Genomic DNA, 23,149 nt, shown 5'->3' with positions numbered 1-23,149 from the left:
CAGCACGACGACCACACAATCTGATCCCTGAGGTCCGAAACCAACACGACGACCACACCACCTGATCCCTGAGGTCCGAAACCAACACGACGACCACACAATCTGATCCCTGAGGTGCGAGGAGCGCAAGCGACGAGCCACGAAGGGCTGCCGAGACGAGGTGAAGAAAGTGACCACAACCGAAACCGCCTATCACAACCGACATTCGGCACCGACACTGCCGTTGGCGGGCCGCGCCAAGGACCTCGTCGGTTCGATGATCGACTCGTCGACCTCGCTGCTCGCCGCGCAGTCCCACGACATCGTGCGGTTCGCGATGGGCTCCCCCGCGGACGAGGCCGTACCGGCCGACGAGTTCCGTCAGATCGCCGGTGAGATCCTCGATCACACCTCGTTCACCTACGGTGCCACGGAAGGCGAGCCCCGGCTGCTGCAACTGCTCGTCGACTATCTCGCCACGACCCCCGACCCGTCGTCCCTCGACCGGTTGGTCATCACCACCGGCGGGATGCAGGGACTCGACCTCGCCTGCAAGCTGTTCGTCGATCCCGGGGATCTGGTCATCGTCGAATCCCCCACGTACACCAACGGCAGTGCGACCGCGCTGTCCTACGGCGCGCAGCTGCTCGAGGTTCCCGTCGACGACGACGGCATGCAGGTCGATCAGCTCGAGGCACTCGTCGCACGCACCCGTCAGACGCCGAAGGCGATCTACACGATCCCGACATTCCAGAATCCGTCCGGCGTCACCATGTCCGAGGAGCGCCGCCGCGAACTGCTGCGGCTGGCGCACACCTGGGGGTCGGTCATCATCGACGACGACCCGTACGGGCTGTTGCGGTTCGCCGGCACCGACATCCCGACCTTCCAGACGCTCAGCCCCGGCGACCCGCTGATCTTCTCGGTCCGTACGTTCTCCAAGATCCTCGCGCCGGGCTGGCGTGTCGGCTGGGTCGACGCCGATCCCTCCCTACGCCAGCTGCTGATCAACGGCAAGCAGGCGATGGACACCTGCACCAACGTGCCCAACCAGCACATCGTCGCCGAGTACATCGCCCGCGGCGGACTCGAGGACCATCTCGCCGGGATTCGCCTGCTGTACCGCGAGCGCAAAGAGGCCATGCTCGACGCCATCAGACGTCATCTCGGCGATCGGGTGGTGACCACGGACCCCGAGGGCGGCTTCTTCCTGTGGGTCACGTTGCGCGACGAGTTCGCCGAGATCGACACGCGCGAACTCTTCGAGGTCGCGCTCGCGGACGGGGTGGCGTTCATCCCCGGCCCCGCGCTGTCGCCCGGTAAACGCTTCCGCAACTCGATGCGTCTCTGCTTCGCATCGAGCACCCCGGAACGGATCGACGAGGGTGTCCGACGTCTCACGGCCAGTCTTGAGAAGATGGCCGGGTGAGTCGTGAACCAGACCTGACCGCCGCCGAGACCGCGGTGCTCGGCTTCATCGACGAGGCCGCGATCATCTCGCTCACCTCGGCACTGGTCGAGGCGTCCAGCGAGAACCCGGGCGGTACCGAAGAAGCCGCGGTCGAAGTGCTCGAGAGTGCCTGCCGCGCGCTCGGTTTCGACGTCGTGACCCACGAAGTGGCACCGGGGCGGCCCAATCTCGTCGCCACCGTGCCTGCCGGCACCGGAGCGGGACTGATGTTCCTCGGACATTCGGACGTGGTACCGGCCGGTCCCGGCTGGTCAGCGGACCCGTACACGGTCCGCATCCGCGACGGCCGCATCTACGGCCGCGGTGCCACCGACATGAAAGGCGGACTCGCCGCCGTCGTCGCGGCGATGACCGCGCTGCGCCGGGCCGCCGAGGTCGGGGTCGAACTCTCCGGACCGGTCCGCCTGGTGTGCACCGTCGACGAGGAGGAACACGGGACCGGGGTGCGGGACTTCGTGGGCCGCCCCGCCGACCTCGAGTTCCGCGGCTGCGTGGTCGCCGAACCCACCGACATGCAGGTGGTCCGGGGTTGCCGCGGTGCGTCGTACATCGAGATCGAGGTGACCGGTCGCGCGGCTCATTCCGGACGTCCCACCGATGGTCGCAGCGCCATCGACGCCGCGGCGGCCATCGTCGACATCATCCGCGCCGACGGTGAACGGCTGGCCGAGACGGCCGACGACCTGCTCGGTCACGGCACCTGGAATGTCGGCACCATCACAGGCGGACAGGGCATCTCGGTGGTGGCACCGGGTTGTTCGCTCGGCATCGACCGGCGCCTGATGCCCGATGAGGACCCGCATCGGATCGCCGACGATCTGCGAAGAGCGATCAGCGACAGAAGAATCGACACCGACGGCATCAGCGTCGACGTCCGGGTGACCATGGAGATGCCCGGTTTCGCGACGGAAGCCACGCACCCGCTCGTCACCACAGCGGTCGGTGCGGTCACCGATGCCGGGGCGGACATCTCGGTCGGCGGCTGGACTGCCGCCTGCGACGGTGGCTTCGTCAGCCGCGACCTCGGTGTCCCGTCGATCGTTCTCGGTCCGGGCAACATCAACACCGACGCCCACCAACCGGACGAGTCGGTGGCCATCGCCGACCTGGTCATCGCGGCGAGAGCCTACGCCCTCGCCGCGATGCGGCTGCTGGGCCCCTAGTTCACCTTCTGCTTCTGCAGCGCCGTGAAATCGTTCTCGAGACTGGGGATCTCGGTACCGCGCAGCGAGGCACCGGCGGTCTCCTTCAGGAAGCAAAGGGCGACCATGCCGATGGCGCAGGCGCCCATCATGTAGACCGCGGGGAACAGGTTCCAGTCGGTACTCTCGACCACTGCATCGTTGACGAGCGGCGCGGTTCCGCCGAATGCCGCGGTCGCGACGTTGTAGGAGATCGCGAACCCGGCGTATCGGACCTGGGTCGGGAACATCGCCGGGAAGGTGGCGGAGATGGTCGCCAGCTGAGGGATGTACAGCACACCCAGGATGACGAATGCCACGATGGCCCAGGCGAATCCCTGCCCCATCAGCCAGTAGAGCGGCAGCGCGAGGACGAACAGGCCGATCAGCGAACCCCACCACATGGGTTTGCGGCCCGTCGAGTCCGACCACCATCCGAAGAACGGGATCAGCAGCATCATCACGAGCTGGCCGATGAGGTTGACGATGCTGGCCGAGGTCTCGGACAGATCGATGGTGTTCTGCAGGTAGGTCGGCTGGTAGGCCAGCAGGGTGTAGTTGGCCACGTTGAGAGCGATCACCAGACCGAACATGGTGATGATCGGACGCCGGTAGTTGACCAGCAGATCCTTGAACCGGGTCCAGGCCGAGCCCTTGATCTCGTTGTCCTGCTCCAGTTCCTGGAACACCGGCGTGTCCTCCATCTGCGACCGCAGGTACAGCCCGATCAGGCCCATCGGCAGTGCGAGCAGGAACGGGATGCGCCAACCCCACTGATCCATCTGGCTGTCGGACAACGCCAATTGCAGCAGGAGGACGAAAAGTGTCCCGCCGCAGAAACCGGCCAGGGTGCCGAATTCGAGGAACGAACCGTACTTTCCGCGCTTGTTGTCGGGCGCGTACTCGGCCATGAACGTTGCGGCACCGCCGTATTCGCCGCCGGTCGAGAATCCCTGGATGACACGGAGCAGGATGAGCAGGACGGGCGCCCAGAACCCGATCGACGCATGCGTGGGCAGCAGACCGATCAGTGCGGTCGCGCCGGAGATGAGCAGGATCGTCATCGCCAGAACCGATTTGCGGCCGATGCGGTCGCCGATCGGTCCCCAGACCATACCGCCGAGGGGCCTCAGGACGAAGGAGATCGCGAAACCCAGCATGGTGCCGACGGTTCCGAACTCCCCCGGGAAGAACGCCTGCGTCAGGTAGACCGAGGCCGCGGCGTAGACGCCGTAGTCATACCACTCGGTCGCATTGCCGATCGCCGAGGCGCCGATGGCCTTGCGGAGAAGCCTCTTGCCCTCTGGTGAGTTCGGGTCTGGTGCGAGCTGCTCGTAACTGTCTGCTGTCGTCGTGTCGCTCATCTGCGCTTCCTGAGTCGTGGGGCCGCTGAGGGTCGATCTCGTTGCTGCGATCGGTGGACCCGGGGCCGCGGGCGATCAGCCCCTCGCCACCTGCAGGTTCGCGGCGTCCTCGCCGTCCCCGAGCAGGCGACGCAACCCGTCGGCCATGTGCTCGATCATCAGAGCATCGGCCGCCGCGGCGTCTCCCGCGGCAATGGCGTCCACCAACGCCTGGTGTTCGTCGATCCGGTCCTTTCCCGAGGAGTACGTCCCTCGCATGGCTCGCAAACACATCCGCGTCTCCACGAGGATCGTCTCGTGCAACCGCGAAAGCCGTTGACTTCTAGCATATTCCACCAAGGTCTGGTGGAAGGTCATGTCGGCCTCGGCCATCCCCGCGCCGTTCGGCTCGTCGACGAACACGCGCATCGCGTCGACCGCGCCGCCCAGTGCCTCCACCGCCTCCTGCTCGCGCCGCGCGATCACCTGTTGCACAGCAGCGCGTTCCACCGCAGTGCGCGCGACGTACATGTCCCGGATATCGTCCTCTTCCATCGAGACGACGAACAAGCCGCGGTTACGGTGGCTGACCAGCAGTCCTTCCGCGGTCAGTCGCTGCATGGCCTCGCGCAGCGGACCACGACTGACGCCCAGATCGGCCGCCAGCCCCGACTCCGTCAACTGCGAGCCGGGTGCGAAGTCCCCGTTTGCGATCGCATCGTGCAACTTACGCGCGATGATCGCCGGTGTCGATTCCTGGACCAGCGGCGACAGCACCCGCCGACGTGGCGATTTGTCCTGTTTCGCCTGGTCGACGACGGTTCGATTCGTCCCCGGGTCCTGTGGACCCGGCGTCTTCGCCCCCACCTTCATGGTCACCGTCATTCCCTCTTTCTTACCGTGAATGGCGCGCGTAAGTCAGTGTTTCCCCGCGCGCGCCGCCCATCCAGACGTCATTGCAGGCTGCGGCGAAGTCGTCCAGACCCTCGATGATCGTGGCGAACACATTGCCCGGCACCCATCCGACGTCACCGTTGACCAGCAGATTGTTGCGGCCGTAGAACACTGCGAGGTCGATGAGGAGCCGGTGCTCGGCGGGGGCCGAGCCGAGCTCGTAGCCATACGCCGGGTTCTCGAGCACCCCGTCGAAGGTGAAGTAACACAGGTCGCCCGGGATGGGCGTGATGGTGGTGTTCTCCATGCCCGGTTCGGTCGCGCAGAAGGCCGGTAGTAGAGTGTAGATCTCGTTGCGGGCGAACTTTCCGTGAAACACCTGACCGCCCAGCGGCAACGCGTCCCAGACCGCGGCTGCGGTGCGAGGCGCTTCGGCATCGAGCATCCGGGCGACCGCCGTGACCCCGCGCTTCTCCAATGTCACGGTGATGAACCGGTCATGTCGGGCCGCGGGGCCGGTTCGCTGTTCGTCGGTCACGCGCGGTCTCCCAACATCGTGAAGCCGGCGGCCGCCTCGTACGCTGCCGCGACGCGCAACACCGTCGCGTCGTGATGCCGGGCGCCGACGAACTGCGCGCCGGTCGGCAGACCATCGGCGAATCCACTCGGTACGGTGATCGCCGGCTGACCGGTGAGATTGAACGGGTAGCTGTAGGGAGTCCAGGATGTCCAGTCGGGCGACCCCGCCCCGTCCGGGACGATACGACCGGCCTCGAACGCCACCGTCGGCATCGTCGGCGTCAGCAGGACGTCGAATTCCTCATGGAGCAGGCCCATCTGGGTACCCATCTCCATCCGTAGCGCGGTCGCGCTGACGAAATCTGTTGCAGTGAAACCGGAATGCCGTTCCACCGCGTCGATCAGCAGCGGGTCCACGAGTTCGGCCGCGTGCGGTCCGAGCCCGCGGACGACGACGTCGGCACCCGCGAACCAGATGACGTGGTAGGCCCAGGCCGGGTCCTCCCATCCGAGATCGACCTTCTCCACGGTCGCCCCGAGCTGTTCCAGTACCGACGCCACCCGGTCGGTGTTGGCCTGTACGCCTGGGTCGTTGGTGCCGAAGCCGAGATCGGCGCTGTAGCCGACACGCAGATCGGCGAGGTCGCGAACGTCGGCGACCGCGGTGACCGCACTGGTTGTCGGCGACGGCAATGCGGACCAGTCACGGGGATCGAACCCGCTCAAAACATCGAGCAGCGCAGCACAATCCGATACCGTCCGCGTCATCGGACCGACGTGGGCGACCGGCGCGAACGGGCTCGGCGGATACATGGGCACCCGGCCGAGTGTCGGCTTGAACCCGACGACGCCGCAGTAGGCGGCCGGTATCCGGATGGAACCGCCACCATCGGTGCCGACCGACAGCGGACCCAAGCCGGCCGCGAGCGCCGCGGCACTGCCTCCGCTCGACCCGCCCGACGTACACGAGGTGTCCCACGGATTGCGGGTGACGCCCGTGCGCGGACTGTCGGTGACGCCCTTCCATCCGAATTCCGGTGTGGTGACCTTTCCGAGCAGGACCGCACCTGCCTCACGAAGACGTGCCACCGCGGGAGCGTCGATGTCCCACACCATCTGATCGGGCTCGATCATCAGCGAGCCGCGCAGCGTCGGCCATCCGGCGGTCAGCAACAGGTCCTTGATCGAGACCGGAACGCCGTCGAGCGGTCCGCGGGGTGTCCCGGCGGCGAATCGCTCAGTGGACTCCCGGGCCTCGGCGCACGTGCGTTCGCGGTCGATGAGGCAGAACGCGTTGATGGACGGATCGACGTCATCGATGGCGTCGAGCATCTCCGCCGCCACCGAATCCGGCGTCAGCTCGCCGGTACGGTAGGCCTCGGCCAGTTCCGTGGCGCTGAGCCACCGCGTGGCGTCCGTCATGCGTCCCCTCGGAAGATTGGTAGATTGTTGACAATCTACCTTGGAGGTGTGGGCGTGACAACCACCGTCGCGATGCTCTATCCCGGCCACGCAGCCGAGGACGACTTCGAACTGATCGAGGCCGCGATCGGCGCTGTCGAGCCCCATTCCGAGGTCCGATTGCCGGTCGTGATCACCGAGGTGGACTCCGACGACCACACCGTCGAGGCCATGGCTGCGGTCGGCGAGCAGGACCGCCTCTTCAACGGCGTGCGGCGAGCGCAGGCCCACCACCCATCGGCGCTGATGTGGGCGTGCACCTCGGGCAGCTTCGTCTTCGGTTTCGACGGCGCCCGACGCCAGGCCGCCGATGTCGCCGGAAAGTCCGGCCGTCCGGCGTCGTCGACGTCACTGGCCTTCGTCGCGGCCTGCCGGCATCTCGGTCTGTCACGGGTCGCGGTCGCCGCCACCTATCCGGAACCACTGGCGAGCCGCTTCATCGGGTTTCTCGCCGACGCGGGTGTCGAGGTGGTGGTCCTGCGCGCCAACGACATCGGGACGGCGACCGAGGCAGGGATGTTCGACGGCGACGAATTGTTCGAGATGCTGTCGGCCGCCGATTCCACATCGGCACAGGCAATCCTGGTCCCCGACACCGCGTTACACACCGCGATGTGGGTCGTCGACCTCGAGGCCAAGTTCGGCAAATCCGTGCTGACCGCGAATCAGGTCACCGCGTGGGAGGGGCTCCGACTCACCGGGCTCACGGTCGACGCTCCCGGACTCGGGAGCTTGTTCACCTCTCCGCCCGGCCCACCCCCTGGTTGAGGGGTGTCCCCGCCCGCTGGTTGAGGGTGTCCCCACCCGCTGGTTGAGGGTGTCCCCACCCGCTGGTTGAGGGGCGTCCCCACTCGCTGGTTGAGGGGTGTCCCCACCCGCTGGTTGAGCCGGCCCCGAGCGGAGCGAGGCGCCGTGTCGAAACCACCTGGTAACCAGACAAACCCATATGGATCTCGGCCCTTATTCGACCAACCCGAAAGCGCCGCACATGTGTACGTCGAGTCGATGTCGTCGCGGAGGCGTAGCCAGGCGTGCTGGCGTGTCACGCCGGCAGGCCGAAATCCTGAGACAGTCCGGAATGACGCCGGCCTGATTGTCGGCAGTTGAGTTTCTCGGGTCACCAGGTGGTTTCGACACGGCGACTCGCCTAGCGGCTCGTTGCCGGCTCAACCAGCGGAGGGGGTGCCGCCTCAACCAGCGGAGGGGGGTGCCGGCTCAACCAGCGGAGCGGGGTGCCGCCTCAACCAGCGGAGGGGGGTGCCGCCTCAACCAGCGGAGGGGGGGTGCCGGCTCAACCAGCGAGACGTGCCGGCTCAACCAGCGGAGGGAGGGCTCCTCGACCTCGACGCGCTGTCAACGAGAATCGGCGCACGGTCGACGGATCAGTCGATCACCGCTTTCGCGACGGTGATGCAGGTGGTGATCCACTCCCGGTCGGCCGGTCGGAGCGGGCGTGACGCGCGGTCGGCGTCCTCGATCGCCCAGTGCGCGTTGAGGATCATCCGGACGATGACCCAGTCGCGGGCCCGGTCCGGATCGAGGTCCGCCGCATCGGTGATGGTGTAGAAGCGGCGGCGGATGTCGTACCGGACGTCGGATACGCGCGGGCCGAGGCGATTCCACAGCATGGGGGCGAGTTCGTAGTGCGCATCCCCCGACATCGGGCTGGGGTCGATGGCGACCCATCGGCCGTCGGCATCGGCGAGGACGTTCTCGTGGTGCAGGTCGCCGTGCACGATGACACCCACCGTGGCCGTGTCGGCCAGGAAGTCTCGGCCGACCGACAGCGCCTGCTCGACGAACCGTCGCGGTACCGGCGCGTCCCGCGGGATGCCGGCCAGGTTGTCCAGCCAGCGCTCGAGATGTGTGGTGAGGAGCGCCAGACGCCCCGGCGCGGGGACGTGCAACCGGCCGTAGAGACCGGCGACCACCCGACATGCTTCGTCATCGTCGACGGTGGTCAGATCGCGTCGCGTCAGTCGTTCGAGGAGGATCGCGCGACGACGTGGATCGGCGCGCAACATGCGTACCGCTCCGCGACCATGCCAATGTTGCAGTCCCAGAGCTTCTTGCGCACCTTCGTCGTCACCGTCGAACGCCACCTTGAGGACCGCCCGCGCACCCTGCCGATCGAGCACGGGAACGACGAGTGACTCGAACCCGTGCCACAACTCGTCGCCGTCACGACTCAATCCCCACTCGCCCAGGAGGGCCGAGACCGCGCCCGGTAGACGCGACAGCCAGTCCACCCACAGCGGACCGAGCGCGGCCTGCTCGGCCAGACCGACCGGGATGTCCGACGCCGTGATCACGGTGCGCCACGGACGAACCGGTAGCCCATCCCGGCCTCGGTCAGGAGGTGCCGCGGATGCGCCGGGTCCTCCTCGAGTTTGCGTCGAAGACTCGCCAGGTAGACGCGCAGGTAGTTGCTCTGTCCCAGGTACCCCGGGCCCCACACCGTGGTCAGGATGTCACTCTGCGACACCAGTTTTCCCTCGTGACGCACCAGCATCTCCAGGATGCCCCACTCGGTCGGCGTCAGGTGGACCGGAACCTCCCCCCGCGTCACCTGCTTGGCGGCCAGATCCACGACGAAGGCACCCGCGTCCACCACCGGGGACTCCGACGTCGCGTGCGACACTGCTCCGCGCCGTAGCGCGGCTCGCAGACGGGCCAAGAACTCCTCCATGCCGAACGGTTTGGTGACGTAGTCGTCGGCACCCGAGTCCAGGGCGACGACCTTGTCGGCAGCGTCGGTGCGCGCCGACAGGACGATGACGGGCACCGTCGTCCATCCGCGCAGTCCCTCGAGAACCGTCAGGCCGTCGATGTCGGGCAGGCCGAGATCGAGGACCACGACGTGCGGGTTCTCCCGCGCGGCCGCTGTCAGCGCGGCGGCACCGGTGGCCGCGGTCGTCACCGCGAAGCCACGCGCGTTGAGGTTGATCCGTAGGGCCCGCAACAACTGCGGTTCGTCGTCGACGACCAGGACCCGCGTCTTCTCGGCGCTCATCGAGTGGGCCCTTCGGTCTGTGTGTGCGTGTCCTCGTCGGTCGCGGGCAGGTCGACGACCATGGTGGCGCCACCGCCCGGCGTGTCCTCGACGCTCAGCACACCCCCGATGGCCGTGACGAATCCCCGTGCCACCGACAGCCCCAGACCCACCCCCGAAGACGCGCCGCTGGTGTCGCCACCCTGATGGAAGGGCACGAAGATCTGGTCTCGATCCGCGACCGGGAGACCGGTTCCGTGGTCGACGACCCGGATCACACATCGGGGTGGGTCGGCGGGGGTCAGCCGGGCGGTGATCTCGACCTGCCCGCCGCCGCCGTGTCGGCGCGCGTTGTCGATGAGGTTCGCCAACGCACGTTCGAGCAACCCCGGATCGGTGTAGGCCCACGCGTGTGCGATATCCAGCACAGGGACCTGCTCCGGGCCGAATCCGGTGCCGGTCACCGTGGCCGCCGCGCGGTGCACCACCTCCGGGAGGAAGGTCCGCCGGAGGTGTGGCCGGACAGCACCCGCGGCGAGTCGGGAGGAGTCGAGCAGATTACCCACGAGCGACGTGAGATGGTCGACCGACTCGTCGACGGTCGCGAGCAGTTCGGCGGTGTCCTCGGGGCTGAATGTGACGTCGTCGCCGCGCAGACTCGACACGGCGGCCTTGGCTGCGGCCAGCGGCGTCCGCAGGTCGTGTCCGACCGCCGACAGCAGGGCCCGCCGTAGCTCGTCGGTCCGTGCCAGGGCCTCGGCGTTGGCCGCCTCGACCTCCAGCGCATGACGCTGCACCGCACCCGCGGCCTGGCCGGCCACGGCGGCCAGCACCCGTCGATCCCGGGCTCCGAGTTTCGGTCCGCGTAGCAGCAACTCGAATTCGTCGCCCGGCACGACGCACACGGTGTCGGCGTCGTCCGGCACCGTCGGCGGCGATCCGCCGATCGCGGCCTCGACGATCCGGCCCTCGCGCGAGGTCCGCCGCACGACCGACACCGCCGCCTGATCGTAGGTCTCCCGGAGCCGTTCCAGCAGGACCGGTACGTCCGCACCGCCGAGCACGACGCTGGAGAACAGCGCCAGCAGTTCGGCCTCCCGCGTCGCCTCCTGCGCCTGGGCGCGGCGCACGGTCGCCGAATCCACTAGTGCGGCAACCGCTACCGCGATGAGCAGCATCACCAGGATGGTGATCAGGTTGTCGGGCTGGCTGATCGTGAAGGTGAACCGCGGATCGGTGAAGAAGTAGTTGAGCAGCAGGCCCGAGATCACGGCCGACAGGGCGGCCGGCAGGATGCCGCCCAGCATCGACACCGCCAGCACCGCAACGAAGTACAGAGCCGACTGGCTGGCGAAGCCGAGCCACGGATCCAGCAGACGTAACACCCCGGTCAGGGCGAGCGGGACGAGGGCGGCGAACACCCAGCTCAGTGGGCGGTGGTATCGGGTGTCCCGGATGTCGAGGCGGGACCGGCGCGATGTCTCATCGTGGGTCACCATGTGAACGTCGATGCGACCGCTCTCGCTCACCACAGTCGCCCCGACGCCCTCGTCGAAGACCCGCTGCCACCGCGGGCGTCGAGAGGTTCCCAGCACCAGCTGGGTGGCGTTCACGCCGCGCGCGAACTCGAGCAGGGTCCGCGGCACGTCGTCGCCGACCACGGTGTGGACCCGCGCGCCGAACCCGGTCGCGAGCTCTTTGAGCGCGGCGAGATCGACACCGGTACCGGTGAGTCCGTCACCTCGGACCACATGCACCGCGAGCAGTTCGGCACTCGACCGCGACGCGATCCGGCTCGCACGCCGCAGCAGTGTCGGGGACTCGGCGCCGCCCGTCAGGGCCACGACGACACGCTCACGCGCCTCCCAGGTGTCGGTGATCGAATGTGCCGCACGGTAATCCGCGAGCTTGTCATCGACCTGGTCGGCCAGCCACAGCAGCGCGAGCTCACGCAGAGCGGTGAGGTTGCCCTGCCGGAAGTAGTTGGCCAGGGCACCGTCGACCCGCCCGTTCGGGTAGACCTTGCCCGCGGACAGGCGCTGGCGCAACGCTTGCGGATCTATGTCGACGAGTTCGATCTCGTCGGCACCACGCACGATGTCGTCGGGCACGGTCTCCCGTTGCACCACTCCGGTGATCTGGGCGACGACGTCGTTCAGACTCTCCAGGTGCTGAATGTTGATCGTCGAGTAGACGTCGATCCCGGCGGCGAGCAAATCCTCGATGTCCTCCCACCGCTTGCGATTTCGGAGCCCGGGGACATTCGTGTGTGCGAGCTCGTCGACCAGCACCACCTGCGGCCGGCGAGCCAGCACCGCGTCGAGGTCCATGTCCTCCAGCGGTGTCCCGCGGTAGGGGCGTCTGGTGCGCGGGACGACCTCCACACCTTCCGAGAGAGCGGCGGTCGCGACCCGACCGTGGGATTCGACGACCCCGATCACGACGTCCGTGCCCTCGTCGACAAGGGTTCTGGCCTGCGCGAGCATCTCGTAGGTCTTGCCGACACCGGGCGCGCATCCGAGGAAGACCCGCAGCTTGCCGCGACCATCGTGGTGCCCGGTCGCCGCTGACGTCATCGGCCGAGTCTAACCGCGCTCACGGGGCGCGACAGCCGGGCGGCACGTGCCCCAGCTCGAGGTTCACCTCGAGGACGTTCACGCGGGACTCACCGAGGAATCCGAACTGTCTGTCCTCGGTGTGCGCGGCGATGACCGCCTCGATCTCCGCGGGTGACCGACGGTTCTCGCGCGCGAGCCGGGCGACCTGTAGCCCGGCATAGGCGGGACTGATGTGCGGGTCGAGTCCCGACCCCGACCCGGTCACCGCGTCGGCGGGCACCTGCGCGGGTGTCACTCCCTCCCGTGCGGCGATCAGCGCGCGACGCGCGGTGACGTTGGTCAGCAGGAGCTCGCTGTTCGGGCCCTGGTTGCTCGCTGCGGACGCCGATGGGTCGCCAGTCGCCATCGGTTCGCCCTCGGCACCGACCACTCGCGCGTGTAGATACGGGTCAGGCGCCCCCGGGGACACCTGGGGATCGACACCGATGAGGGACGAGCCGATCGTGCAACCGGCCGCGTCCGTCAGTCGCGAGCCCTCGGCCTTGGACGTATCCACTCGCGATATCGCCCAGACCGCAGCGGGATAGGCGGCCCCCACGAGCATCGTCAGGCCGAGGAGCACGACGGCGGCGGCAACGCACTGGCGTAAGAATGCGGACAGAAGTGTGTTCATGGTGATCAGCCCATTCCCGGTACGAATCGAACGACGAGATCGATCAGCCAGATGCCGACGAACGGTGTGAGCACGCCGCCGATCCCGTAGACGAGCAGGTTGCGTCCCAACAATGTCGACGCCGAGCCCGGCCGGTATCGCACACCACGCAGGGACAGCGGGATGAGCGCCACGATGATCAGTGCGTTGAAGATCACCGCGGACACGATGGCCGACTGCGCCGAGTGGAGTCCCATGATGTTGAGTGCATCGAGCTGCGGATAGACGGCGGTGAACATCGCGGGCAGGATCGCGAAGTACTTCGCTAGATCGTTGGCGAGCGAGAACGTCGTGAGCGCACCCCGGGTGATCAGCAACTGCTTGCCGATGGCGACGACCTCGATGAGTTTGGTCGGGTCGGAGTCGAGGTCCACCATGTTGCCGGCTTCCTTGGCCGCCGAGGTTCCGGTGTTCATCGCCAGCCCCACGTCGGCCTGCGCCAGTGCGGGTGCGTCGTTGGTACCGTCGCCGGTCATCGCGACGAGCCGTCCGGCGGCCTGCTCGGACCGGATGAGATCCAGTTTCTGCTCGGGTGTCGCCTCGGCGACGAAGTCGTCCACACCGGCCTCGTCGGCGATCGCCCGTGCGGTGAGCGGATTGTCTCCGGTGACCATCACGGTGCGGATGCCCATCGCGCGGAGCTGCGCGAACCGCGCTGTCATGCCGGGCTTCACCACATCGGACAGCGCGATCACGCCCATGACCCGGGCCGGTTGCCCGTGGGCACGGACGCCGACCACCAGGGGTGTGCCACCCGCCGACGAGATCCGTTCCACGTCGGCGGCGACCGTGTCGTCGACGACGCCTTTCCCGGCCGTGACCCACCGGGTGACCGCATCGGCGGCGCCCTTGCGGTATTCGACCGGGGCCCCGCCGCTTGTCACACCATCGGCCCGGGAGTCCACTCCACTCATCCGGGTCTGCGCGGTGAACGGGATGATCGTGTCGGTCCCCTGGTAAGCGGCGGCCACCCCGTACGCGGTCCGGCAGAGGTCGACGATGCTTCGTCCCTCTGGGGTGTCGTCGGCGAGGCTGCACCGGTGGGCGACCCGTGCCAGTTCCTCGACGGACACTCCCGGTGCCGGGAACAGGTCGGTGGCACGACGATTGCCGTAGGTGATCGTCCCGGTCTTGTCCATCAGCAGGGTGTCGATGTCGCCGGCCGCCTCGACCGCGCGCCCCGACATGGCCAGGACGTTGCGCTGCACCAGCCGATCCATGCCGGCGATGCCGATCGAGCTCAGCAGCGCCCCGATCGTGGTGGGGATGAGGCAGACCAGGAGCGCGATCAGCTTCACCGGGTCGGGCGACTGTCCGGCATATTCCTGCATCGGCCCCACGGCCACCACGGCGAGCACGAAGAGAACCGTGAGACTGGTCAGCAGGATGTCGAGCGCGATCTCGTTGGGGGTCTTCTTACGGGCGGCACCTTCGACCAACGCGATCATCCGGTCGACGAAGGTCTCCCCGGGGGCCGTGGTGATCCGGACGACGATGCGGTCGGAGAGCACCACGGTTCCGCCGGTCACCGCCGAGCGATCGCCGCCGGATTCGCGGACGACCGGCGCCGACTCACCGGTGATCGCCGACTCGTCCACGGTGGCGATCCCATCGACGACATCGCCGTCGCCGGCGATCGTCTCACCTGCCTCGACGACCACGAGGTCGCCGATGGCCAACGTGCTGCCCGACACCTCCTCGATCGAGCCGTCCTGCCGCATTCGACGAGCGATCGTGTCGCGCTTGACCTTTCGCAAGCTGTCTGCCTGCGCGCGTCCGCGACCCTCGGCCACGGCCTCGGCCAGGTTGGCGAACAGCACGGTGAACCACAGCCAGGCCGCCACCGTCGCGGTGAACCACGACGGTTGTGCCACAGCGAGAACCGTGGTCACGACCGCACCGAGGAACACCACGAACATCACCGGGTTGCGCGCCTGATCACGCGGGTCGAGCTTGCGGAGCGCGAGCGGCAGGGAGGTCACGAGCGAGCGGGCGTCGAACGCACCGCTCGACACCAGTGCCGGAGTGGCGTCGCGATCCGGGGCGTCCCGAGTGTCCGCGGGATCGTCGGTTTCAGAGAGTTGCGTTGTCACAGAAGGGCCTCGGCTATCGGTCCCAGCGCCATCGCCGGGAAGAAGGTGAGTCCCGCGACGAGCAGGATCGTCGCCGCGAGCAGGAATCCGAACAGCAGTCCGTGGGTGGGCAGGGTGGCACGGGCCGACTCCTCGGCCTCGGCCGGGGCGGACAGCACTGCGGTGCGCGCCCCATTCGATCCTCCCGCTGGCATCTCGGCGGCCAGCATCGCATCTGCGCTGACCCCGTCACCACCCGACATCTCGATGCCGCGGGGACGTTGCCGCGCCAGCAGACCGGCCAGAGCGAGCACGAGCACGATAGGCAGGAACCGTCCGAGCAACATCGCCACTCCGAGCGAGGCCTGGAACCAATCGCTGGTGACGGTGAGCCCACCGAATGCACTGCCATTGTTGTTGGCGGCCGAGGCATAGGCGTAGAGCACTTCGCCGAAGCCGTGGATCGAGCCCGGCGTTCCCGGATCTCCGCTGTTGCCTTGCGCATCGGTGGTCGAGCCCAGGATCATCGAGATGCCCACACCCGCCAGCACTAGTGCCGGCATGACCAGCACATACAGAGCCGCCAAGGTGATCTCGTGCTGGCCGATCCGCTTGCCGAGGAAGGTCGGTGACCGCCCGACCAGGAGCCCCCCGATGAACACGGTGATCACCGCCATCACCAGGATGCCGTAGAGCCCCGATCCCACCCCGCCTGGCGCGACCTCCCCGAGGAGCATGTTCCAGATCAGCGCTCCCCCGCCGGCGGCGGAGAAACTGTCGTGCATGGAGTTGACGGCACCGGTCGAGGTCCCGGTGGTCGACACGGCGAACAAGGCCGAGGCCGGCACCCCGAGCCGTACCTCCTTGCCCTCCATCATGGCCCCCGCAGCAGCGGATGCCGCTCCGGCCGTGCCGCTCTCGAACGTCCAGACGACCGTGAGCATGATTGCCCAGATGGCCGCCATGACGCCGAGGATGGTCATCCCCTGCCGCCGGTCACGGACCAGCGTTCCGTAGGTGCGCGTCAGGCACACCGGGATCAGCAGGAGCGCGAGGTTCTCGATGATGTTCGACAACGGGGTCGGGTTGGAGAACGGGTGCGCGGAGTTCGCCGACAACGTACCGCCGCCATTGGTACCGAGCTCCTTGATCGCTTCCTGGGAGGCGAATGGACCGATCACACTGCGTGCGTCGGTGCCGTCGAGCGCGGTCCACCCGAAGCCGGAGTGCCATGACTGCACCACACCTTGTGTCAGTAGCAACGTCGCGACGATCAGACTGAGTGGCAACAGGATTCGGATTACACCTCGCACCAGGTCAACCCAGAAGTTGCCGAGTTGGCCGCTGGCACGACGGTCGATGATGCCGCGGATCACCGCGATCGCCACGGCCATCCCCACGGCCGCGGATGCGAAGTTCTGGACCGCCAACCCGACCATCTGGGTGAGGTTGCTCATCACGACCTCGGGTGAGTACGACTGCCAGTTGGTGTTGCTGACGAACGAGATCGCCGTGTTGAAGGCCATCGACGGATCCACTCCCGGCTTACCGTCCGACCACGGCAGGACCCCTTGCATGCGCTGGATGAGAAACAATGCGAGAAACGACATCAGCGAGAAGCCGAGAACCGCCAACGTATAGCCCAGCCAGGTCTGTCGACTCCGCGGATCGATACGGGCCACGCGGTAGAAGACGCGCTCGGCGAAGAGGTCCCGGTCGCTGGTGTAGACGCGCGCCATGTAGTCGCCGAGGGGAACGTACACAGCGGCAAGCACCAGTACGAGTGCGGTGAGTTGCAGCAGGCCTGAAACGGTTGTGCTCATCTGGGATCAGAACCTCTCCGGAAACACCAGCGCCACCAACAGAAAGGCGACCACCGCCGTCGCCAGGGCGAGCAGGACGACGTTGGTCACCCCATCCACGGTCACTTCTTGATCCTGAGGTCGATTCCGCGCAATGCAAGCACGAGCAGGGCGAACCCTCCCACGGCGAGCACGACGTACAACACATCCGCCACGATCACTCACTCCCTTTCGCACAGCCCACCGATCTGTGGGCTCATGACAGGATGGTGCGCATCGACGTCGTCTGCGGCAGTCCTTAACGCGTTCCATACGCGCCGGGGAGCGAAATTGACGAGGCGTTGGCAGAGCCGGTGATCCGGGCCGCGAATCGTACGGACGCACCGAGTCGACGGGGGTGTCAAGATCGCGTACGGATCGCCCGCTGCGACGTTCAGATCGCGTTCAGACGGTCTGTGTGAGGCGCCGGCGCGAGTAGACATCGGTGCCATGACCGGGATCATCACGCGAGTATTCGACGCCGGACCCCTCTGGGGCTTCGCCACGACGGACCATGCGCATCACGACACCTGTCACCGAATCACCGTCTTCCCGCCCGGGGCGACCGTACGAGAGCGTCGTTGGCTGCGGGCGTGGCATCACAGTGCAGCGATCACGGGGGTGCTGCTCCTGGTCACCATCGTCCTGGCGGCCGCGGTGGGTACCTCCGGTGCGGTGGCGGTCGTCGGCGCGGTGATCCTGACACCGATTCCGGCGGTGGCCGCGTGGCTCGCCACCCGCGAGACCCGGCCACGCCAGGCGATGATGGAGGTGTGGATCGAGGACCCCAGGATGCGCCCAAGATGCGAGACCGAGCGGCGAGATGCACTTCGAATGGTCGCCGCACGGCTGCGCCGAGCCGACGACCAGCTTCGATCCGGCCAGATCGACGCGGTCGCCCACGAGCAGATCTGGACCGAATGCCACTCCCACATCCGTGGACTGTGCACCCAGCAGCGCGTCAGACCGCAGGCGTGATGACGATCCCCACGCTGCCGTGGTCGCCCCGGCGGAGCTTGCTGCCGAGCATGGTGATCTTGCCGAGGAGTCCGTACTTGTCGGCGATCGCCTTCTTGACGCGGCCGCTGTCCGCGGCGTCGAGCACCTCGGCGGTGCCGCTGACGGGTGCACCGAAAGTCTTGTGGCCCCGGACGTCACAGGCCTGCACGACGACGCGCGGATCGCGTCGCAGACGCTTGACCTTCCACGAATCCGCGACGGTCCACATGACGAGCTGGTCGCCGTCGAGCGCCGCCCACAGCGGCGAGGTCACCGCAGTGCCGTCCTTGCGGTAGGTCGTCAGATTCACGTACTTGGCGGTGCCTGCTTCGCCGAATGTCGCCGCGCTCGAGGTCATGCGGCAATGCTACGGGCAAACAGTGTCTGCGCATGGCCGTCCGACGAGCCGGCGGGCCCGTTGATCTCACCGAGAACCCCGGCGTCGCACAGGGTCGCCCAGGCGGTGACCTGGTTCGCCGACAGGACGGGCTTGCCGAGTTCGGCTTCGAGCCCGGCGAGGATGTCGTAGGTCCACAGGTTGGTGCAGGACACGAAGATCGCGTCGGCGTCGGGGTGGTCCGCGGCGCGGATGAGGTCCGCGGTCACGTGGTACGGAATGGTCCAGATCTCGGAGTTCCGGCCGAGTCCCGCCTGGGCGACGACGCTCCGGCCGGACTCGGCGAGGAAATCGCACAGCAGGCCGGTGAGGGACGCGGTGTACGGCGTGGCGACCGAGAGCGTACCGACGTTCAGCGCATCAAGGGCGCGGATCAGGGCCTCGGACGTCGTCACCGCCCGGTCGGCGCCGGCCGCGAGCATGCAGTTCGAGATCTCGAGCGCGCCCGCCATTCCGTAAACGAAGCTGCCGGATGCGCAGGCGTAACCGAAGGCGCGCGGCCCGACCGACGAGACGGCCCGCACGGCGGCGGCGATCTCGGCGTGGTTGTTCAGGTCGCGGCACAGTTCCACGTCCACGGGCGCGTCGATGAAACCGGTGCGGGTGAAGTACAGCGACACCGAATCCGGCATCCACCGCCACAGCTCACGATCGAGAGCCATGTCGAACGGGCACACCATCCCGATGCCGATTTGGGCCGTCATGCAGGGATGATGGCACATTGTCGGATTGTCTACAATTTGTGCGGGGTCGCCTTGCGCAGCGCCGCTTCCACGTCCTCGCGGATCACGCAGCCGTAGGCGTGGTCGTTGACCATTCCCGTCGCCTGCATGAGGGCGAACATCGTGGTCGGACCGACGAATCGCCAGCCGCGCTTCTTCAGGTCCTTCGACAGAGCGAGCGACTCGGGCGAGGTCGTCATCGAACCCGGCACGTGGTCCCCGGCGGGGGCATACTTCCAGAAATAGGACTCCAGCGACCCCTGCTCGTCGATCAGCTCAACGGCCCGGCGCGCATTGTTGATTGATGCCTCGATCTTGCCGCGGTGTCGGATGATGCCGGCGTCGGCGAGCAGCCTGGCGACGTCGGCGTCGGTAAAGCGTGCCACGCGCTCGATGTCGAATCCGGCGAACGCGGCCCGGAAATTCTCCCGCTTGATCAGAATCGTCCGCCAGCTCAGCCCGGACTGGAAACCCTCGAGGCAGACGCGCTCGAACAGCGCCGTGTCGCCGGCGATCGGGAATCCCCACTCCGTGTCGTGGTAGGTGGTCTCCGGCTCACGCGCCGCCCACAGGCAACGCGCTCGACCGTCGGCGATCGTTATGGTGTCGTCAGGCATGCACGCCCCTCTCGTCGCGAGGAGGCTACTCCGCGACACCGACATCCCAGCTCACCGGCGATTCGGAGGGCGCGAGCGCCGCCGTTATCTCCCCGTTACCAAGTATTGCGAAAGCGTCCCGTTGTGTGTCGCGATGATCACTTTTCGCAGCGCGGGGCCTAGCGTTGGACACATCGCAACTCGGCCACCCGGCGCAATGCCGCCCGATGTGAGCCCCGAGAGCGGGACAATCCATCTGCGGCAAGGAGCTTCGTGATGAAAGACACCGAACTGAGCACTCTCCTCGCCCGGGTGGCCACCGGCGACATGGACGCGTTCGCGCAGTTCTACGACGCGACGTGCGACCGGGTCTACGGCATGACGCTGCGGGTCCTCCGCGATCCGGGTTACAGCGAGGAGGCCACCCAGGAGACGTTCCTGGCGGTCTGGCGCAATGCCGACGCCTACGATCCCGCGTCCGGCTCCGCACTGTCGTGGATTCTCACTCTCGCGCATCGTCGCGCGGTCGATCGCGTGCGCTCCGAGTCGGCGGCGACCCGCCGGACCGTCGCCTACGGCATCGCCGACACCGGTCGCGAGGTCGACGAGGTCAGCGAATCGGTGGAGCGACGCGAGATCGCCCGCCTGATCCACACCGGCCTGGAAACCCTCACCCCGCTGCAGCGCCAGGCGATCGAGCTCGCCTACTTCCATGGGCTCACCTACCGCGAGGTCGCCGAGCATCTCGACGTCGCCCTGCCGACCGTCAAGTCCCGCATCCGGGACGGCCTGATCAGACTCCGGCAGACCGTGCCGGTTCGCGTCGCCTGACACCACCCGCGCCAAGCCCCACCGTCCCGACCGACCCCGCTCGACGGCGATCACCCGCCAACCGAGTGGGGTCGACTCATGTCGGCACCCGGGCGAACCATCTGTGGCGTCGACCACACAAATTTTGGGACGCAGGCCAGGTCACAGCCGTTACCACCTGGCGTTCGACGCGAATCCACCGACCACGTCTCCCGCCGCCCGGCCCGGACAGGCAAAATCATGGGTGGATGTCACGCGAGTCCATCCCCGTCGTGATATCGGTAAAACCGGACCCACAAGGCCGAACACACAAACGCGTCGACCAAGACAGAATCGAGAACACATCGCATGAGTGCCGAACAGCCGACCATCATCTATACGCTGACCGACGAGGCACCCATGCTCGCCACTCACGCGTTTCTGCCGGTCGTGCGCACGTTCGCCGGGGCGGCCGGGATCACCGTCGAGACCAGCGACATCTCAGTCGCGGCTCGCATCCTCGCCGAGTTCTCCGACCTCCTGCCCGATGACCAGAAGGTCACCGACAACCTGGGCGAGCTCGGCAAGCTGACCCAGAAGTCCGACACCAACATCATCAAGCTCCCCAACATCTCCGCGTCGGTCCCCCAGCTGCTCGCCGCCATCAAGGAGCTCCAGGGCAAGGGTTACGACCTGCCCGACTTCCCGGGCAACCCGAAGACCGACGAGGAGCGCGCGATTCGCCACCGGTACACCAAGTGCCTCGGTAGCGCCGTGAACCCCGTTCTGCGCGAAGGCAACTCGGACCGTCGAGCACCGAAGGCGGTCAAGGAGTACGCGAAGAAGCACCCGCACAGCATGGGTGAGTGGTCGATGGCGTCGCGCACCCACGTCGCCCATATGCGCGAAGGCGACTTCTACCACGGCGAGAAGTCGATGACCGTCTCCGGCGACCGCAAGGTCAAGATGGAGCTGATCACCGACGCCGGCGAGACCCTCGTGCTCAAGCCCGAGGTGTCGCTGACCGACGGTGACGTCATCGACAGCATGTTCATGAGCAAGAAGGCCCTGATCAAGTTCTACGAGGAACAGATCGACGACGCCTACAAGACCGGCGTGATGTTCTCGCTGCACGTCAAGGCCACCATGATGCGGGTCTCGCACCCGATCGTCTTCGGGCACGCGGTCAAGGTCTTCTACCGCGAGGCCTTCGAGAAGCACGGCGAACTCTTCGACGAGCTCGGCGTCAACGTCAACAACGGACTGTCGGATCTCTACAGCAAGATCGAGTCGCTGCCCAGCGCGCAGCGCGAGGAGATCATCGACGACCTGCACAAGTGCCACGAGCATCGCCCCGAGCTGGCGATGGTCGACTCGGCCCGCGGCATCACCAACTTCCACTCCCCCAGCGACGTCATCGTCGACGCCTCGATGCCGGCCATGATCCGCGCGGGCGGCAAGATGTACGGCGCCGACGGCCGGCTCAAGGACACCAAGGCCGTCAACCCGGAGTCGACCTTCTCCCGCATCTACCAGGAGATGATCAACTTCTGTAAGACCAACGGGCAGTTCGATCCCACGACGATGGGCACGGTGCCCAACGTCGGCCTGATGGCGCAGAAGGCCGAAGAGTACGGCTCGCACGACAAGACCTTCGAGGTCCCCGCGGGCGGCACCGCCAACATCACCGATCTGGAGACCGGTGAGGTGCTGCTCACCCAGACCGTCGAAGAGGGCGACATCTGGCGTCTGTGCATCGTCAAAGACGCGCCCATCCAGGACTGGATCAAGCTGGCCGTAAACCGGTGCCGCGATTCCGGGATGCCGGTGCTCTTCTGGCTCGACCCGTACCGCCCGCACGAGAACGAGCTGATCAAGAAGGTCCACAAGTACCTGCCGGATCACGACACCGAGGGCCTCGACATCCAGATCATGTCGCAGGTCCGCGCCATGCGGTACACCCTCGAGCGCGTCGTCCGCGGCCTGGACACCATCTCGGCCACGGGCAACATCCTGCGCGACTACCTGACCGACCTGTTCCCGATCCTGGAACTCGGCACCAGCGCCAAAATGCTGTCGATCGTCCCGCTGATGGCCGGCGGCGGACTCTACGAGACCGGCGCGGGCGGCTCGGCACCGAAGCACGTCAAGCAGCTCATCGAGGAGAACCACCTCCGCTGGGACTCGCTCGGCGAGTTCCTCGCGCTCGCGGTGAGCCTCGAGGACGTGGGCAAGAAGTTCGACGACAAGCGCGCCGTTCTCCTCGCGAAGGCCCTCGACACCGCCACCGGCAAGCTGCTCGAGAACGACAAGGGGCCGTCGCGCAAGACCGGCGAACTCGACAACCGCGGCAGCCAGTTCTACCTCGCGCTCTACTGGGCTCAGGAACTCGCCGCGCAGACCGAGGACGACGACCTCGCGAAGCACTTCTCGTCGCTGGCCGAAACCCTCGCGGCCAACGAGGACAAGATCGTCGAGGAGCTGAACGCGGTGCAGGGCGAGCAGGTCGACATCGGCGGCTACTACTACCCCGACTGGGACAAGACCGCCGCCGTCATGCGTCCGAGCACGACGTTCAACGAGGCACTCGCGAACGCGCAGCGCTGATCTGGAAGTGGGGGGG

Annotated in this window: 20 protein-coding genes; 6 read left to right on the top strand and 14 right to left on the bottom strand. The window is 67.1% G+C overall.

The genetic code is table 11. The features are described 5' to 3' along the window. The first annotated feature begins 169 nt into the window (after positions 1-169). Both M4D77_RS10435 and M4D77_RS10430 read left to right on the top strand, forming a co-directional pair. Positions 170-1,408, top strand: a complete 1,239-nt coding sequence (locus M4D77_RS10435) for a PLP-dependent aminotransferase family protein (RefSeq protein WP_259936165.1) — start codon at positions 170-172, stop codon at positions 1,406-1,408. Then, on the top strand, positions 1,405-2,613 hold the full coding sequence (locus tag M4D77_RS10430) for a M20 family metallopeptidase (protein ID WP_259936164.1): 1,209 nt from the start codon (positions 1,405-1,407) through the stop codon (positions 2,611-2,613). Before M4D77_RS10435 ends, M4D77_RS10430 begins: the two co-directional genes overlap by 4 nt. Here M4D77_RS10430 and M4D77_RS10425 read toward each other — a convergent pair. From M4D77_RS10425 to M4D77_RS10410, 4 genes are all read right to left on the bottom strand, one after another. Further along, a complete protein-coding gene (locus M4D77_RS10425) occupies positions 2,610-3,995 on the bottom strand; it encodes an MFS transporter (protein ID WP_259936163.1) in 1,386 nt (461 codons plus the stop codon). The two genes, M4D77_RS10430 and M4D77_RS10425, sit on opposite strands and share 4 nt — an antisense overlap. A 75-nt stretch (positions 3,996-4,070) precedes the next feature. Beyond that, positions 4,071-4,859, bottom strand: coding sequence for a GntR family transcriptional regulator (locus M4D77_RS10420; protein ID WP_259936162.1), 789 nt, complete (start codon positions 4,857-4,859; stop codon positions 4,071-4,073). A gap of 10 nt (positions 4,860-4,869) precedes the next feature. Continuing rightward, positions 4,870-5,406 carry a DUF3830 family protein gene (locus tag M4D77_RS10415; RefSeq protein ID WP_259936161.1) on the bottom strand — a complete coding sequence of 179 codons (537 nt, stop codon included), beginning with the start codon at positions 5,404-5,406 and terminating at the stop codon, positions 4,870-4,872. Then, positions 5,403-6,809: an amidase gene (locus M4D77_RS10410; RefSeq protein WP_259936160.1), complete on the bottom strand. Its 1,407-nt coding sequence runs from the start codon at positions 6,807-6,809 to the stop codon at positions 5,403-5,405. The genes M4D77_RS10415 and M4D77_RS10410 overlap by 4 nt, the downstream gene beginning before the upstream one ends. A 54-nt stretch (positions 6,810-6,863) precedes the next feature. Here M4D77_RS10410 and M4D77_RS10405 point away from each other — a divergent pair, with 54 nt between their 5' ends. Beyond that, the gene (locus tag M4D77_RS10405; protein WP_259936159.1) at positions 6,864-7,616 is read left to right on the top strand and encodes a maleate cis-trans isomerase; all 753 of its coding nucleotides are present in this window, start codon (positions 6,864-6,866) and stop codon (positions 7,614-7,616) included. Positions 7,617-8,230: 614 nt separating this feature from the next. Here the strand turns inward: M4D77_RS10405 and M4D77_RS10400 are convergent. From M4D77_RS10400 to M4D77_RS10370, 7 genes are read right to left on the bottom strand one after another with little or no spacing between them, the layout of a single operon-like run. Further along, the gene (locus M4D77_RS10400; protein WP_259936158.1) at positions 8,231-9,160 is read right to left on the bottom strand and encodes an aminoglycoside phosphotransferase family protein; all 930 of its coding nucleotides are present in this window, start codon (positions 9,158-9,160) and stop codon (positions 8,231-8,233) included. Continuing rightward, on the bottom strand, positions 9,157-9,861 hold the full coding sequence (locus M4D77_RS10395; RefSeq protein WP_259936157.1) for a response regulator: 705 nt from the start codon (positions 9,859-9,861) through the stop codon (positions 9,157-9,159). The genes M4D77_RS10400 and M4D77_RS10395 overlap by 4 nt, the downstream gene beginning before the upstream one ends. Continuing rightward, entirely contained in the window at positions 9,858-12,416 is a 2,559-nt protein-coding gene (locus M4D77_RS10390) for a sensor histidine kinase KdpD (protein ID WP_259936156.1), read from the bottom strand. Before M4D77_RS10390 ends, M4D77_RS10395 begins: the two co-directional genes overlap by 4 nt. Positions 12,417-12,435: 19 nt before the next feature. After that, complete coding sequence (locus tag M4D77_RS10385) at positions 12,436-13,071, bottom strand: potassium-transporting ATPase subunit C (protein ID WP_259936155.1); 636 nt, start codon at positions 13,069-13,071, stop codon at positions 12,436-12,438. A gap of 5 nt (positions 13,072-13,076) precedes the next feature. Next, a complete protein-coding gene (gene kdpB / locus M4D77_RS10380) occupies positions 13,077-15,203 on the bottom strand; it encodes a potassium-transporting ATPase subunit KdpB (protein WP_259936154.1) in 2,127 nt (708 codons plus the stop codon). Further along, a complete protein-coding gene (kdpA, locus tag M4D77_RS10375) occupies positions 15,200-17,005 on the bottom strand; it encodes a potassium-transporting ATPase subunit KdpA (RefSeq protein WP_259936153.1) in 1,806 nt (601 codons plus the stop codon). Before kdpA ends, kdpB begins: the two co-directional genes overlap by 4 nt. Positions 17,006-17,011: 6 nt before the next feature. Next, on the bottom strand, positions 17,012-17,110 hold the full coding sequence (locus M4D77_RS10370) for a potassium-transporting ATPase subunit F (RefSeq protein WP_211539599.1): 99 nt from the start codon (positions 17,108-17,110) through the stop codon (positions 17,012-17,014). Between the two features lie 363 nt (positions 17,111-17,473). On the opposite strand from M4D77_RS10370, the gene M4D77_RS10365 reads away from it, so the two are divergent. Continuing rightward, positions 17,474-18,001, top strand: coding sequence for a DUF6611 family protein (locus tag M4D77_RS10365; RefSeq protein WP_259936152.1), 528 nt, complete (start codon positions 17,474-17,476; stop codon positions 17,999-18,001). Here M4D77_RS10365 and M4D77_RS10360 read toward each other — a convergent pair. The 3 genes from M4D77_RS10360 to M4D77_RS10350 are packed head-to-tail and all read right to left on the bottom strand — an operon-like array spanning position 17,985 to position 19,758. Continuing rightward, positions 17,985-18,380: a PPOX class F420-dependent oxidoreductase gene (locus M4D77_RS10360; protein WP_259936151.1), complete on the bottom strand. Its 396-nt coding sequence runs from the start codon at positions 18,378-18,380 to the stop codon at positions 17,985-17,987. The two genes, M4D77_RS10365 and M4D77_RS10360, sit on opposite strands and share 17 nt — an antisense overlap. After that, positions 18,377-19,123 (bottom strand): Asp/Glu/hydantoin racemase, encoded by a 747-nt coding sequence (locus M4D77_RS10355; RefSeq protein ID WP_068971208.1) that lies wholly within the window; start codon positions 19,121-19,123, stop codon positions 18,377-18,379. Before M4D77_RS10355 ends, M4D77_RS10360 begins: the two co-directional genes overlap by 4 nt. A gap of 29 nt (positions 19,124-19,152) precedes the next feature. Further along, the gene (locus M4D77_RS10350) at positions 19,153-19,758 is read right to left on the bottom strand and encodes a DNA-3-methyladenine glycosylase I (RefSeq protein WP_259936150.1); all 606 of its coding nucleotides are present in this window, start codon (positions 19,756-19,758) and stop codon (positions 19,153-19,155) included. Between the two features lie 255 nt (positions 19,759-20,013). Here M4D77_RS10350 and sigK point away from each other — a divergent pair, with 255 nt between their 5' ends. Further along, entirely contained in the window at positions 20,014-20,568 is a 555-nt protein-coding gene (sigK, locus tag M4D77_RS10345; protein WP_058249824.1) for an ECF RNA polymerase sigma factor SigK, read from the top strand. 327 nt (positions 20,569-20,895) lie between these two features. Continuing rightward, positions 20,896-23,133 carry an NADP-dependent isocitrate dehydrogenase gene (locus tag M4D77_RS10340; protein ID WP_259936149.1) on the top strand — a complete coding sequence of 746 codons (2,238 nt, stop codon included), beginning with the start codon at positions 20,896-20,898 and terminating at the stop codon, positions 23,131-23,133. Positions 23,134-23,149: the final 16 nt, after the last annotated feature.

The sequence above is a fragment of the Gordonia sp. p3-SID1431 genome (assembly GCF_025143765.1).
GTDB classification, from domain to species: domain Bacteria; phylum Actinomycetota; class Actinomycetes; order Mycobacteriales; family Mycobacteriaceae; genus Gordonia; species Gordonia hongkongensis.
Note: the sequence above shows the minus strand (reverse complement) of the source record. Positions and strands in the feature narration are given on the sequence as shown.

Bases quoted from the DNA above. Each gene is read 5' to 3' on its own strand.
- M4D77_RS10425 (WP_259936163.1), bottom strand. From the start codon at position 3,995: ATGAGCGACACGACGACAGCAGACAGTTACGAGCAGCTCGCACCAGAC.
- M4D77_RS10420 (WP_259936162.1), bottom strand. From the start codon at position 4,859: ATGACGGTGACCATGAAGGTGGGGGCGAAGACGCCGGGTCCACAGGAC.
- M4D77_RS10410 (WP_259936160.1), bottom strand. From the start codon at position 6,809: ATGACGGACGCCACGCGGTGGCTCAGCGCCACGGAACTGGCCGAGGCC.
- M4D77_RS10395 (WP_259936157.1), bottom strand. From the start codon at position 9,861: ATGAGCGCCGAGAAGACGCGGGTCCTGGTCGTCGACGACGAACCGCAG.
- M4D77_RS10390 (WP_259936156.1), bottom strand. From the start codon at position 12,416: ATGACGTCAGCGGCGACCGGGCACCACGATGGTCGCGGCAAGCTGCGG.
- M4D77_RS10385 (WP_259936155.1), bottom strand. From the start codon at position 13,071: ATGAACACACTTCTGTCCGCATTCTTACGCCAGTGCGTTGCCGCCGCC.
- kdpA (WP_259936153.1), bottom strand. From the start codon at position 17,005: ATGAGCACAACCGTTTCAGGCCTGCTGCAACTCACCGCACTCGTACTG.
- M4D77_RS10365 (WP_259936152.1), top strand. From the start codon at position 17,474: ATGACCGGGATCATCACGCGAGTATTCGACGCCGGACCCCTCTGGGGC.
- M4D77_RS10360 (WP_259936151.1), bottom strand. From the start codon at position 18,380: ATGACCTCGAGCGCGGCGACATTCGGCGAAGCAGGCACCGCCAAGTAC.
- M4D77_RS10355 (WP_068971208.1), bottom strand. From the start codon at position 19,123: ATGACGGCCCAAATCGGCATCGGGATGGTGTGCCCGTTCGACATGGCT.
- M4D77_RS10350 (WP_259936150.1), bottom strand. From the start codon at position 19,758: ATGCCTGACGACACCATAACGATCGCCGACGGTCGAGCGCGTTGCCTG.
- sigK (WP_058249824.1), top strand. From the start codon at position 20,014: ATGAAAGACACCGAACTGAGCACTCTCCTCGCCCGGGTGGCCACCGGC.
- M4D77_RS10340 (WP_259936149.1), top strand. From the start codon at position 20,896: ATGAGTGCCGAACAGCCGACCATCATCTATACGCTGACCGACGAGGCA.